Raw genomic sequence first — 12,516 nt, forward strand, 5'->3', positions numbered from 1 at the left:
GTGAGCCGGTCAGGACGCACCGACGGTTGACCCGGGTGCCTGGAACAGCGTCAACTGGTCCCCGATCCAGGGGTCGGACGCCGCCAACTGGTCTGCGATCCAGGGGCCGAACGTCGTCCATTGGTCCGCGATCCAGGTGTCGACACGGCCACTGCCGGTGCGTCGCTCGCCGGCGTAGGACCGAGCGGGGTGGTCGCTTCCGTATCCGCGGTGGTCCCTGCCGTCGATGCGGTGGTGGAAGCGGTAGTCGTGGCGGATGTCGTCACGGCCGGGGTGTCCGGCATGGGCGGTGGCGGCCTTCGCCTCTTCGGCCACGGTCGTCCGGGCGGGGATGTGCCCGTTCATCTGCGGGGTGGCCGCGGCCGCGGTGCCGCCGACGGCGAAGAGAGCGCCTCCGACGAGTGCGGCGGAAGCGCCCAGGGTCGCCATGTGACGCATGAACTTCTTCATGATCATTCCTCCTTGCCCGGCACCCGTCTGCGATTGCGAACGGTGTAACCAGCCGAGCGTTCAGCGCCCCTCAAGCTACGCACCCATAGCCTAGTTGAACAATAAACTACATGCGTGAAACGAATCACCCGAATGCGGCGGAACAACTGCGGACGCGACCACGCGAGCACCCTCCGACGATGTCCCCGCCACGCGCGGACGACGCTCGACGCTCTCGCCGACCCCGCACAATCGCCCGCAGCCCACTCACCGCGCGATCGGCGACAGCAGGCCGGGGCGCCGTGTCGGAGTTCACGCCACCCGACGCGGTGAACCGGGGCGAAAAATGCCATTCTCGAAGTCGTGCAAGATTCAACCATCCCGTCGGGATCCACTCCGCCCACCACGGCGGGGCCGGCACGGCGGCCGGCCGACCGGCTGGGCACCAAGCGGACCGGGCGCGTGGTGCACGGCGCCAAGACCGTGGCCGCGGCCCTCCTCACCTGGGGCATCGCGGCCCCCTGGTCCCCCGAGGGCCGGCCCTACCTCGCCGTCGCCACCGCCTTCCTCATGGTCAACGCCTCCACGGTGTACCGATCCGTGACAACGGCGGCACGCAGCGTCGGCGCGAAAGTGGCCGGGCTGCTCCTCGCTCTCGGAACCGTCCGTCTGCTGGGGCCGACCGCCGCCGCCGTGGCCGTCATCGCACTCATCGCGGTCCTGGCAGGCCCTCGCCGCGGCACCGATGGCCGTCTCCAGATCGCCTCCACCGCGGTCATCGCCCTGACGGCCACCGCAAGCGATCCCATGTCCGGCCTGGTGTCTCCCGTACTGCAGACGCTGACCGGCGCCGTCGTGGGCATCGCCGTCAACGCGCTCGTCCTGCCGCCGCTCTATCTGGACGAATCCGATTCCGCGGTCCGCGACCTCGCTCACGCCATGGGAACGCTGTTGCGCGACATGGGCGCCGGCCTCGCCCAGCGGCAGCTCACGTCCAAGGCCCACAGCTGGCTGCACCGGGCACGCAGCCTGGAGCAGCGCCTGGCACGGGCGGAGGAACAGGTGCGGAACGCCGACGAGAGCCTGCGCTGGAACACACGGTGCGTGGTGTACGGGCGCCGCAAGGAGTTGAGCCACGGGGAAGCGTTCAAGGCTCTGCGCGGGGTCTCCCTCGGGGTCCGCGGAATCGCCCGGACCCTGGCCGACAACGCCCATGACCACCATGCCGACCACCACCTGGGGCACCAGTTCCTCACCCGGTACGCCGAAACCCTCCACCTGGCCGGGGAAGCCGTTCAGGAATTCGCAGGAACACACGCCACGACCGCCTCTTCGGAGGTGACCCCCCGCGAGCAACTGCGCGAAGCGACCGACCGGGCGCTGGCCTGGCACAGCACCATGACCGACCTGATCGGCCACGGCACTCTGTCCAAGCCGGGCGCATGGCATGTCTACGGCTCGCTCATGACCGACATGGAACGGCTCCTGGCCGACCTGGACCGCAAGAGCACGCCGAGTCACGTGACCACGGAGCCTGCCCCGGCCTCGGCTCGGCACGACGGCTCGACGACCAGAACCGCCGGAAGCCTCACCCTCCCCCGGGAGCCTCGACGCTGAGGACGCGGTCGCGCAGGACCGGGAGTTCCGAGCGGATCCGGGCGACTTCCGTCATCTCGAAGTCCACCGTCACCGTCTCCTGCGCGGTGCGGGCCTCGCCCAGTACGGTCCCCCAGGGGTCGATGACCGTGCTGTGTCCGCCCTGCTGCATCCCGCCATGCGTGCCCGTCGCGCAACAGGCCAGGAGGAAGACCTGTTCCTCCAGGGCTCTCGTGCGGGTGAGGAGCTGCCAGTGGCTCAGCCGGGCCGCAGGCCAAGCGGCCGGCACCACGATCAGCTCGGCCCCCGCGTTGAGCAGGCCCCGGAAGAGTTCGGGAAAGCGAAGGTCGTAGCAGACGGCGAGGCCGATCACACCGAGTTCGGTGGGCACAGTGACGATGTCACGGCCGCCTCCCATCAGGGTCGCCTCACCGCTGTCGAAGCCGTATCGGTGGATCTTGCGGTAGCGACCGCGCAGCTCGCCGGCCCGGTCGAAGAGGAGAGCGGTGTTGTACAGGGTCCCGTCCTCGTCCCGCTCGACGATCGATCCGGCGTGGAGCCATACCCCCGCCTCACGGGCAGCGGCGGACATGACCTCGGCGGTGGGACCGTCGACGCCTTCGGCGTCCTGGTCCCAGCGGTCGTAGGACCAGGCGCCGGCCGTCCACAGTTCCGGCAGGACCACCAGATCGTCGCCCGACCGGCCGCGGACCAGCGAAGCCGCCCTGCGCCGACGCTCCTCGGCGGAGTCCGACGCGTCCACGGACAGCTGGATCAGCGAGGCACGCATGGCCGTCACCTCCGGGACCGCCACTGCGCGGTCCAAGGGAACCTGTCCTACGAGCGTAGGGAGCCCCATGCCCATCGCGCACGTCCTGCCCGAGGGCAGCCCCCAATGGCGCGACCTGTCCGAGGGCAGCCCCAATGGCGCGGCGTGTGCGAGGGCAGCCCCGATCGGGCGTCCCGTCCGAGGACAGCTCCCACCTCCGCCATCAAGGTGACGCCCCTGCATATCTTCGGGTCGCAGCCGATTTCACCCGGTATGTCGATGCATGATGGCGGCCACGGCCGCCCGGCCTTCACGTCTACCGTGCATGGGGATCAGTTTTGTCCGCATCCGCCCATCGGACCCGGACCGTCATCGGTTCCGGCCTCAGCGCGCTCGCCCTGGCGACGGGGTGCAGCGGGCACACCGGGACCAGCGCACTGGGCCGTCCGGAAGGACCGGCCATCGCCCCGTCGACCGTGTCCCCGTCCCCGGCCCTCACCGCGCGGGCAACGGAGGATCTGCGCGACCCCCCGCAGATCGTGAGCAGGAACGGGCTGCTCAGGACCAGGATCGTGGTCGAACGCAAGAAGGTGCGCCTGGCAGGCCGGGATCTGTGGGCCTTGACGTACAACGGGATGTACATGCCGCCCACGTTGCGACTGCGGCCCGGGGACCGGATGGAGATCTCCTTCGAGAACAAGCTCGACAAGCAGACGAATCTGCACGTGCACGGTATGCACGTCTCTCCCGTCGGGAATTCGGACAACATTTTCCTCAAGATCGAGCCGGGGAAGACGTTCACCTACGCGTACCGCTTCCCCAAGAGCCTGGAGCCTGGGACGTACTGGTACCACCCGCACCCGCACACGCTCTCCGCCGCCCAGACCGCCGGCGGCATGGCCGGCCTGATCGTGGTGGACGGCCTCGACGCATATCTGCCCGCGCCGCTCCGGGGGATCACGGAGCACGTCGTCGCGCTCAAGGACTTCCAACTCGTCGGCGACCAGATCAAGACCACGGATCTCAAGATGGGTGCACCCACGACACGCACCGTCAACGGGCAGCTCGACCCGCGGATCCGGATCAGGCCCGGCGAGACCCAGCTGTGGCACCTGGCGAACATCGGCGCCAACATCTTCTACAAAGTGGCGCTGCCGGGCACCAAGTTCCACGTCATCGCCCAGGACGGCTACCCGGTGAACAAGGTCTACTCCGTCGACTCCCTGGTCATTCCGGCCGGTGCCCGCTACGACGTGCTCGTCCAGGGTCCGCAGGCCGGCGCGTCGGAGCTGCAGACCCTGCCGTACGACACGGGCAAGGCCGGGAACCAGTTCCCCCGGGCGACACTGGCGACGGTCCGGTCCGACGGCCGGCCCACGCGGCCCGCGACCTTGCCCACGGACTTCGCCCCGGTGGACGACCTCGCGAAGGAGACCGTCGCGGGACGCAAGACGGTCACCTTCACGGAGAACAAGGCGGGCACGCTTTTCTACATCAACCACAAGCAGTTCGACCACAGCCGCGTCGACTTCCGGGCCCGGCTCAACACCGTGGAAGAGTGGACGATCAAGAACGACAGCGACGAGGTCCACTCGTTCCACGTGCACACCAACGACTTCCAGGTGATGAGCATCAACGGCAAGCCGCAGACCGACTACGGCTTGCAGGACACCGTCGACGTCCCTCCCCGCGGAAACATGGTCATCCGCATCCGGTTCCTCGACTATCCGGGCAGGACGGTCCTGCACTGCCACATCCTCAACCATGAGGACGCGGGGATGATGGCGGTACTCCAGATCGACAAGTGACCGCCACAACGACCGTACGACGTGCGCCGCGGTGCCCTGCCCCGGTGGCCCGGCGAGGTCTCCGCGACCGCCCTCCGGCACACTGATCGCCATGTCCAAGAGCCTCAGGATCGGGCTGCTCGGAGCAGCCGCCATCGCACCGAGCGCACTGATCAAGCCCGCGCGGCAGACGGCCCGCGTCACGGTGACCGCTGTCGCGGCTCGCGACCGCAGCCGCGCCGACACGTTCGCGCGCAAGCACGGCGTCCCCGTCGTGCACAGCAGTTACGACGCGCTGCTCGCCGACCCGCAGGTGGACGCAGTCTATGTGCCACTGCCCAACGGGCTGCACGCGGAATGGACCTTGAAGGCCCTCGAAGCCGGCAAGCACGTACTGTGCGAGAAGCCTTTCACCGCCAACCGCGCCGAGGCCGAACGCGTCGCGGACGCCGCCGACGCAGCCTTCGCCCGCAGTGGCCTGGTGGTGATGGAGGCCTTCCATTACCGCCACCATCCGCTGGCCGCACGGATGCGGGAGATCGTGGAAAGCGGCGAACTCGGCGAGCTGCACCGCATCGAGGCCGACATGTGTTTCCCGCTGCCACGGTTCAGCGACATCCGGTACGACTACGCGCTGGCGGGAGGCGCGACCATGGACGCCGGCTGCTACGCCGTGCACGTCGCCCGTCTTCTCGGCGCGGGTGATCCGGCGGTGACGGCGGCACGCATGACGACACTGCGCAGGGACCGGCGCATCGACCGGGCGATGAGCGCTGAACTCACCTTCCCGGGCGGGGCGACCGGACATGTCCGCGCGTCCATGTGGTCGCGGCACGTGCTGTCGATCCGGGCACGTGCGGTCGGGACGGCCGGCGCACTCGACGTGACCAACTTCGTGGCGCCCCAGCTCTATCACCGGTTGACGATACGCGCGCCGCACGCGGAAGGAGGGCACACCGTACGACGGGAGCGCGTGCCCCGGAACCCGTCGAGCTACGCCTGCCAGCTGTCGGCATTCGCTGCGGCGGTGCTGGACGGCGGCCCGGTCATCACCTCGGCCAGGGACGCCGTGGCGACGATGGGTGTCCTCGACGAGATCTACCGCGCCTGCGGACTACCGCTGCGCGGCGCAACCGAGGACCGATGAGCAGCGGGCAACCCGGCTTCGGCGCCGCGACGGGTACCGGTTGCGTGACCGGGGACCGCGCCCGTCCGGCCGACGGCGGATTCACCGGCACCCTCCTCCAGTGGTACCCGGCCCGATACCTGCCCGCTCTCGCGCCGATCCGCACCATCGACGTGAAGCCAGGTCCTGATCACCTCTGGTGACCGGGACCTGGCTTGTTCGGTGCGTGGAACGGCGGGGTGATGCTGGCCGAGATGCCCGTCGGACAGCCGCGAGTGCGTTCCGGAGCTCGGCGAGGCGGGGGCGTGGCAGTTCGCCGGCACGACGGTGATGATGACCGGGGCCGTCTGGACCCACTCCCGGCCGTCCGAGGCGATGCTCGCCGCCCATGCGGCCGACCCGGAGCTGGCGGCACTGCGCCTGGACTTCACCGCCGCGCTCCGCGACAACCTGCGGACCCTGCTCGCCGGGGTGCTCAGCCTCGCCGACAAGGACAAGTGACCAGCAGAGTTCTGCTGCGGTCGGGGAACTGGACGTTCTACTGCTGCGGCCAGGGAACTCGCCGTTCTATTGCCGCCAGGGAACCGGCCGCACTGCTGCCGCCAGGGAACTGGCCGCTCTGCTGCCCCTGGGGAAGTTCACGTTCTGCTGCCGTCAGGGGCGGGCGTCAGCGCAGTGCAATCTCGCCCGCGTGGACGGCATGCAGGGCGCGCTCGACCGTCTCCCGGTTCTCGCCGACCGGAGCCACGTAGCCGATGACGTCGCGCGCGGCCTCCTCCCCCAGCGTCCGTGTGATCACCCACGTGGCGAGATACTGGGACGCCAGGCAGCCGCCCGCGGTGGCGATGTTCCCCTCGGCGTGGAACGGCGCGTCCAGCACGGTGACGTCGCGGGCTTCGACGAAGGGCCGGCTCGTCATGTCCGTGCAGGCCGGCATGCCGTCCAGCAGTCCCAGCCGGGCGAGCACCAACGCGCCGGAGCACTGCGAACCGATCAGCTGTCGCGCAGGGTCGAGCCGCAGCCTGGAGATCAGCCGGTCGTCGGCGACCACGTCACGTGCCTTCACACCGCTGCCGATCAGCACGACCTCGGCCTCGGTCACGAACTCCATCGGGCGCTGCCCGGTCACCTCGACGCCGTTCATCGACGTGACCACCGGCGTCGGCGTCGTGATGAAGGCTTCCAGGCCGTCCTTGCGGCACCGGTTGATCAGTGCGGAAGCGATGAAGCTGTCGAGCTCGTTGAACCCGTCGAAGGTGACCACGGCTACCTGCATCACAGCTCCTTCGCGTGCGGCATCGGATCTGCAGTCTCCCCTGGAGCGCCGCTCGGCGGCGAGGGCCAATCAGCCGCTGGTGGCATGCCCGCCGACGGTCCCCGACGATCCGCACCTCGGCCTCCGAGCCCGAGCCGGCTCCTGGACCGGGCCCCGATGCGCACTACCGCTCGAACACGCGCCGGGACGAGCCGACTCGGCGCCGCCCGCGATCGTCACGGTGTTCCCCGTCCCGGCCGTCCGGACCTGATGGAGGTCCGGGCGGGGATTGGTGGGGACCGGCCGGGGGGCTCGTGGCGCGCCACGGCCCGCCGCTCGCGCCTAGGCCCAGCTCGGCGACGGCCCGTTGGGCTCTCCGTACGGCACCGGCCGACCGGTGAGGGCGTCCAGAAGAACACGGTCACCGAGCTGCTTCCGCAGCTGCACCTTCGACGCGTGGCGCTGTCCCCGGTCCGCTCCTTCGACGTGGAGAGGTGGTTCGGGGTTCGCTCACGGCCTCTCGTGTCGCCTGCTGCACAGCACGGTTGCTCGCTTCGGTCATGTGGCGGGGCGTGGTGCCGTCGTCGTGGGTGACCGTCGCGCCCGCCGTGCGCACCGTGCCCACCAGTGCTTCGCCGCGGTCAGGCCGGTGTCAGCAGCACGGCGAGGGCATATCAGCAGCGGAGCGGGTGCGCAGTGGTCCCGTATGCAGTCCTCGCGGGTGGTGCGAGGTGACGCGGATCGCGACAGCGGGTGGTCAGTCGGCCGGCCAGGCCCCGCCGAGCTGGCTGAGCCTGGCGGCCGCCGTGATGGTGGCATAGATGTAGTGCTGGGGAGCTTCCGGCATGATGTCCATGGGCTTGAGCATCAGGACCGCGCCCCAGATCGCGCCGTCCCAGATGACCGGTGCGGCGACGGAGTTCCACTTCGCCATGCACTCCTGGTGTCCGAGGGCGTACCCCTGGTCGCGGATGTCGGCAAGGGAGGCGAGCAGTTCGTCGCCGTCGCGGATGACTCCGGGCCCGGCTTCCTCCGGGACCGGATCGGCGGCCACCCGCTGCTGGATCTGTTCGGGCAGGTAGGCGAGGATCGTCCGGCCCGAGGCGCCGGTGCGCAGCGACCGCGTGACGGAAAGGACTTCGCGCGGCGTCATCCCGAGCTCGACGAGGTCGGAGTCCCCGACCGCCATGTCCAGGCACTGACGGCCCGCTATGCCGAACGGGGCCCTCATGTACAGGAAGACCAGGCCGCTGTCGGTCGCCTTGCGCAGGCCTTGCAGGACGTGCGTGGCCTCGCTGCCGGAGAGGTTGTCCTCGGCGAGCGCGTGGAGCCCCAGGTCGGCGACCGTGCTGCCGAGCTGGTACAGGCCTCGGTCGATGCGCACGAAGGTGCTGTTGTAGGTTCCGGCGGTGAGCATGCGGCCGGTGGTGGAGTCGTCGAGATCGGCTGCCTTGGCGATCTCGGACAACCGGTGGGCACCGGGGCCCAGAGTGATGAACGCCTGCTGCACCCGCATGAAGCGGTCGGCGTAACCGGTCCCGGTTCCACGCTGTCCACTCATCAGCCGTACCCCCTTCATCGTGCCCGCGCCCCTCCTCCCGGAGCACGGTGGTACGCGGCCGTGGCGCCACCGCATACGGTACGGCACAAGATTATTACTCGGAGGTATCGAGGCTGAACTTGCCCATGCCGGTACGGCTGTTGAGGATGTGGTGCACCTTGGCCGCGTCGGCGAGCGGGTGGGTCCCGCCGGTCACGATCTTGAGCGTGCCGTGGGCGACGGCATCGAAGAGCTGCCTCATGGACGCGGCCAGCGGAAGCGTCCGGTCGGTGTACAGGTGCGGGAGCCAGAAGCCGGCGACGGTGACGGACTTCTGGAGCAGGGTGTGCACCGGGACGTCGGCGAGCTGCCCGCCGGCGAAGCCGTACACGACGAGCCTGCCGCGCGGGCCGACCGCTTCGAGGGTCTGCCGCAGGGTCTTGCCTCCGGTCATCTCCAACGCGGCGTGAACGGGCCCTCGGGCCGCGTCCAGGATCCGCTCCGTCAGGCCGTCCTCGTCGGAGGAGTCCACGGCCGCAGTCGCCCCCAGCTCCAAGGCCAGCCGACGCTTCTCGGCCGTGCCGGCGAGAGCGACGACCCGGGCACCCGCCCGGTGCGCCAGCTGGACGGCCAGCGAACCGACGCCACCGGCCGCGGCGGGAATGACGACGGTCTGCCCCTTGATGATCTGGGCGACCGTGAAGAGGAGGTGGTACGCGCTGTTGCCCTGCAGAGCCAGAGGTACCGCCTGCTCGTCGGTGATCTCGTCGGGGATCTCCCACTGCAGCCTGCGGTGAACGGCCACCTTCTGCGCGTAGCCGCCGCCCTGGGTCAGTGCCACGACACGCTTGCCGTCCGCGGTGGTACCGACGACCTCGTTGCCGGGAATGTACGGGAGCTCGACCGGCGCGAGGTAGGTATTTCCGCGAACATGGACATCCGCATAGTTAACACCCGCCAGCCGCACATCCAGCAGGTTTTGTCCGCGCCCGGGCTCGGGGTCGGGAATGTCTTCCAGTCGCAGCACCTCGGGGCCGCCGAATTCCCTCATGACAATGGCGCGCACAGTACTCCTATCACCGTGGTCCGAATGTGTACCACGACAGGCTAGGCCATCCGCACAACGACCCTGACCTGGGCACCTTGCCTCATACATCTTTCTCACGAGGTGAGAAAGAGCCGCCCATTTCTCACTCGGTGAGAAGATTCAATTTCGAACTTCTCGCGAGGTGAGAAGGGAAAACCGCGGGTTGCTTTTGCCCTTTCGGGCAGACATAGTGATGCCGCCTCGCTCTGCCGGACACTCCCACCGCGGCAAAGACCGCCACGGGGGCTGCCGGCAGTACGGGAGGAGGGCACGACTCACCGGCCCGGGCCAGAACCCGGCGGGAACCGAGGGATGGACCTCGCGGCCGGAACGTGAGTGCTCCAAGAGGCGTACGGGGACAGGTGGAGGACACCGAATGAACGACCAAGAGCCGCAGTTGCTGCCGGACCGAGCCGCCACGGGGCCGACCGGCTCTTCCATGTCCGGGGTGAAGAGAACTCTCGGCGCGTGACGGCCGACCAGCGCCCCACAGCACCGGCCGGCACGGCCTGCCGGCCTGGTGCTCGACAAGGTTCCTGAGCCGGGCCCGCGCCACCACACCACTTCCGGCACGCCGCACTCGGCGTTCCCCGTTGGCGCAGGCAAGCGGCCAGCGCAAGCGGCTCGGCATGAGGAACCGCACCATCGGAGACTGAACCAACCCGAACCTTGGGTGCTCTTGCGGCGTGCAGCGACAGGCCGCGCACAGGGCAGTCCACCCGTGTCCGCCCTCGCGGGCACGGGCTGTTGCCCCCTGCGCCGGAGCTCCCAGCACCTCACGCAGGAGGCTGCTGTGCCCTCTTCCCTTCCCTCCACCATTCCCTCCACCATTCCCTCCATCAGCCCCTCCACCTTCCTCTCCCCCCTTCCCTCCCTCCTTCCGTCTGACCGCCGCTGCTCGCGGTGCCGGACGCGGACCGCAGGCGTACCGGCGGCCACGCCGGTGTCGCGCCGGCCGTCCCGGCCCTGAGTCAGGGGGTGGCCACAGTGACTTCTTCCGCTCTCCGGCACACGACGGCACCAGCGGTGGCGACCGCATGCCGACGGCCTTCGGGTCTTGACGTACTGACGGCACCAGGGGCACCCCGGACGGATCCGCGCACACCCCCTCAGACCGCGGCACCCGGAACGCGCCACAGGCCGTGGCCCGGCACCCCTCTTCCAGGCGGGCCCGTGCCCGCCACTTCACCTGCCGCAAGGGCCCCTTCCGGCCCGGCAACGGCTGAGACCAACTGGCCGGGACACGCGCGCATCTGGTCCTCGTAGTCGGTCAATGCCCGGCCGCACGGCCGCCCGTCGCCCTGACACATCTTTCGTTCTGGAGCCCGTTCACATGGCCCTCGCCTCCGCCGTATCCGTCGTCGCTCCCTGGCTCGAAACCGCCGCCGGCACTGTGGCGATCGTCGCCCCCTCCGCCGGCCCCGCCCATGCCGAGGCCTTCGCCCGGCGGGGCTGGCGGACCGTGACCGTGGAACCGGATGCCCGGCGCGGACCGCCGGCGCATGGGACCGGCGCCTGCTCGGACCGGGTGCAGCATCGTGGATCCCTGCGGCAGACCGTCAAAGCGCTACGGGGGCTGGGCGTGTCGGCCGTCGTCGCCGGGAGCGCGGCGGGCGTCGAGTTGGCGGAGCGGATCGCCTGGCACCTGGGCCTGCCCCAGGGCGATCCCGAGACATCGCGGCTGCGCTACGACCGTGGCGTGCAGGCGGCCGCTCTGGCGCGGGCCGGGATACCGGCACCGCGCAGCATCCGCAGCGCGCAGCTGAGCGAGGTCCTGGCCTGGGCCGAGACCTGCCCCCTGCCCGGGTACGTGCTGGCTCCTGCCGCGGCCGGGGTACCGGTCGAGCCCGTGGCCTGCCACGGACCGGGGCGGATCAACACCGCCTGGCCCGCCGTGCGGCGAGCGGCCGCGCGGTACTCCGACGATGCGTGCCTGGTCCTCACCGAGGCGCTGCCCACCCGCCAGTTCGTCGTCAACAGCGTCAGCCGTCCCGGTACGGACAGACAACCGGACCATGTCATCACCGACGTGTGGGCCGAGACGCGCGCCGACGGCCGGACGCTCGACCGCACCGACCTGTTGCCCCGTCACGAACCGCTGACGCGCGTCCTGTCGGCGTACATGCTGCGCGTGCTCGACGCCCTGGGCGTGATGTGCGGTCCGGTCACCGCTCGCGTCGCCTACGAAGAGGGGCGGGGCCCGCTCCTCGTGTCGGCGCTCGCGGTGCCGGGGATCTCGTTGGCCGACGAGGCACTGCGCACGGCGACCGGCTACGACCGTGTGACGGACGTGCTCGACCCGTGGATCCCGCCGCCCGTTCAGTCCGTCCAGGTCCCGGCCGGTCATCGGGTCGTCCGGGTGCATCTGCAGCGGAGCGTTGGCAACGCTGTCGATCCGGGTCTCGGGCGCGTCCTGGGCCGGCTGCCCACGGTGGTCGCGGTCAACGCGGACCTCCTGGGACACACCCCGGTCGCGGATGCCGCCCGCTGCGCAGAGGTCGTTCTCAGCAGCGACGAGCCGGAGGCCGTCGAGGCGGACCATCGCATCATCCGGGCCATGGAGTCCGAGCGCGTCCGGCGCGGAAATCGCCGCTGAGCGGGGGGCGGCGCATCCCTGGGCCGGGCCGTCGAGCGCCGGCGGTGGCCCGCTCCTCCTTCCCGACGGCCCCGCAACGGGGCGGCCCGCGAGGGGGCGCCCCCAAGGGGCCACGGCGCCGGTCAGACGGGGCTGTTGCGTGCGCAGACGGAGCTGTTTCGTGCGCGGTCCAGATAGCCGGCCAGCTCTCGCCAGTCGTCCGCCGGGGCGCCGGGGTCTCCGGACATGGCAGCCGGATCGTCATGCCAGGCAGCCCTGACACCGGCGGAAATACCGGCGTCGCCACCCGTGAGCAACGCGCTCAGCTCATCCATGCGGGCCACCAGCCGGC

Annotated in this window: 11 protein-coding genes and 1 pseudogene; 6 read left to right on the forward strand and 6 right to left on the reverse strand. The window is 70.2% G+C overall.

The window, feature by feature from the left end; genetic code table 11:
• Window positions 1–9: 9 nt before the first annotated feature.
• Window positions 10–450: a hypothetical protein gene (locus ACZ7P3_RS10535; protein WP_472080509.1), complete on the reverse strand. Its 441-nt coding sequence runs from the start codon at window positions 448–450 to the stop codon at window positions 10–12.
• Between the two features lie 342 nt (window positions 451–792).
• On the opposite strand from ACZ7P3_RS10535, the gene ACZ7P3_RS10540 reads away from it, so the two are divergent.
• Window positions 793–2,046: an FUSC family protein gene (locus ACZ7P3_RS10540; RefSeq protein WP_472080510.1), complete on the forward strand. Its 1,254-nt coding sequence runs from the start codon at window positions 793–795 to the stop codon at window positions 2,044–2,046.
• Here ACZ7P3_RS10540 and ACZ7P3_RS10545 read toward each other — a convergent pair.
• Entirely contained in the window at window positions 2,018–2,815 is a 798-nt protein-coding gene (locus ACZ7P3_RS10545) for a carbon-nitrogen family hydrolase (RefSeq protein WP_472080511.1), read from the reverse strand. The two genes, ACZ7P3_RS10540 and ACZ7P3_RS10545, sit on opposite strands and share 29 nt — an antisense overlap.
• A 317-nt stretch (window positions 2,816–3,132) precedes the next feature.
• Here ACZ7P3_RS10545 and ACZ7P3_RS10550 point away from each other — a divergent pair, with 317 nt between their 5' ends.
• The 4 genes and pseudogenes from ACZ7P3_RS10550 to ACZ7P3_RS10565 all read left to right on the forward strand — a co-directional run.
• Window positions 3,133–4,602: a multicopper oxidase family protein gene (locus tag ACZ7P3_RS10550; protein WP_472080512.1), complete on the forward strand. Its 1,470-nt coding sequence runs from the start codon at window positions 3,133–3,135 to the stop codon at window positions 4,600–4,602.
• A gap of 91 nt (window positions 4,603–4,693) precedes the next feature.
• A complete protein-coding gene (locus tag ACZ7P3_RS10555; protein ID WP_472080513.1) occupies window positions 4,694–5,728 on the forward strand; it encodes a Gfo/Idh/MocA family protein in 1,035 nt (344 codons plus the stop codon).
• Entirely contained in the window at window positions 5,725–5,910 is a 186-nt protein-coding gene (locus ACZ7P3_RS10560; RefSeq protein ID WP_472080514.1) for a hypothetical protein, read from the forward strand. The genes ACZ7P3_RS10555 and ACZ7P3_RS10560 overlap by 4 nt, the downstream gene beginning before the upstream one ends.
• Window positions 5,911–5,989: 79 nt before the next feature.
• Window positions 5,990–6,208: pseudogene (locus ACZ7P3_RS10565) on the forward strand (TetR/AcrR family transcriptional regulator); the annotation flags it as partial.
• A 166-nt stretch (window positions 6,209–6,374) separates the two neighbouring features.
• Here the strand turns inward: ACZ7P3_RS10565 and ACZ7P3_RS10570 are convergent.
• From ACZ7P3_RS10570 to ACZ7P3_RS10580, 3 genes are all read right to left on the reverse strand, one after another.
• The gene (locus ACZ7P3_RS10570; protein ID WP_472080515.1) at window positions 6,375–6,983 is read right to left on the reverse strand and encodes a DJ-1/PfpI family protein; all 609 of its coding nucleotides are present in this window, start codon (window positions 6,981–6,983) and stop codon (window positions 6,375–6,377) included.
• Window positions 6,984–7,719: 736 nt separating this feature from the next.
• Entirely contained in the window at window positions 7,720–8,523 is an 804-nt protein-coding gene (locus tag ACZ7P3_RS10575; protein ID WP_472080516.1) for an IclR family transcriptional regulator domain-containing protein, read from the reverse strand.
• Between the two features lie 94 nt (window positions 8,524–8,617).
• Entirely contained in the window at window positions 8,618–9,568 is a 951-nt protein-coding gene (locus ACZ7P3_RS10580; RefSeq protein WP_472080517.1) for a quinone oxidoreductase family protein, read from the reverse strand.
• A 1,354-nt stretch (window positions 9,569–10,922) separates the two neighbouring features.
• On the opposite strand from ACZ7P3_RS10580, the gene ACZ7P3_RS10585 reads away from it, so the two are divergent.
• Window positions 10,923–12,185 (forward strand): hypothetical protein, encoded by a 1,263-nt coding sequence (locus tag ACZ7P3_RS10585; protein WP_472080518.1) that lies wholly within the window; start codon window positions 10,923–10,925, stop codon window positions 12,183–12,185.
• A gap of 122 nt (window positions 12,186–12,307) precedes the next feature.
• Here the strand turns inward: ACZ7P3_RS10585 and ACZ7P3_RS10590 are convergent, their stop codons facing one another.
• A complete protein-coding gene (locus ACZ7P3_RS10590) occupies window positions 12,308–12,499 on the reverse strand; it encodes a hypothetical protein (protein ID WP_472080519.1) in 192 nt (63 codons plus the stop codon).
• Window positions 12,500–12,516: the final 17 nt, after the last annotated feature.

The sequence above is a fragment of the Streptomyces sp. NPDC107581 genome (assembly GCF_055657175.1).

Bases quoted from the DNA above. Each gene is read 5' to 3' on its own strand.
- ACZ7P3_RS10535 (WP_472080509.1), bottom strand. From the start codon at position 450: ATGAAGAAGTTCATGCGTCACATGGCGACCCTGGGCGCTTCCGCCGCA.
- ACZ7P3_RS10545 (WP_472080511.1), bottom strand. From the start codon at position 2,815: ATGCGTGCCTCGCTGATCCAGCTGTCCGTGGACGCGTCGGACTCCGCC.
- ACZ7P3_RS10555 (WP_472080513.1), top strand. From the start codon at position 4,694: ATGTCCAAGAGCCTCAGGATCGGGCTGCTCGGAGCAGCCGCCATCGCA.
- ACZ7P3_RS10560 (WP_472080514.1), top strand. From the start codon at position 5,725: ATGAGCAGCGGGCAACCCGGCTTCGGCGCCGCGACGGGTACCGGTTGC.
- ACZ7P3_RS10570 (WP_472080515.1), bottom strand. From the start codon at position 6,983: ATGCAGGTAGCCGTGGTCACCTTCGACGGGTTCAACGAGCTCGACAGC.
- ACZ7P3_RS10575 (WP_472080516.1), bottom strand. From the start codon at position 8,523: ATGAGTGGACAGCGTGGAACCGGGACCGGTTACGCCGACCGCTTCATG.
- ACZ7P3_RS10585 (WP_472080518.1), top strand. From the start codon at position 10,923: ATGGCCCTCGCCTCCGCCGTATCCGTCGTCGCTCCCTGGCTCGAAACC.
- ACZ7P3_RS10590 (WP_472080519.1), bottom strand. From the start codon at position 12,499: ATGGATGAGCTGAGCGCGTTGCTCACGGGTGGCGACGCCGGTATTTCC.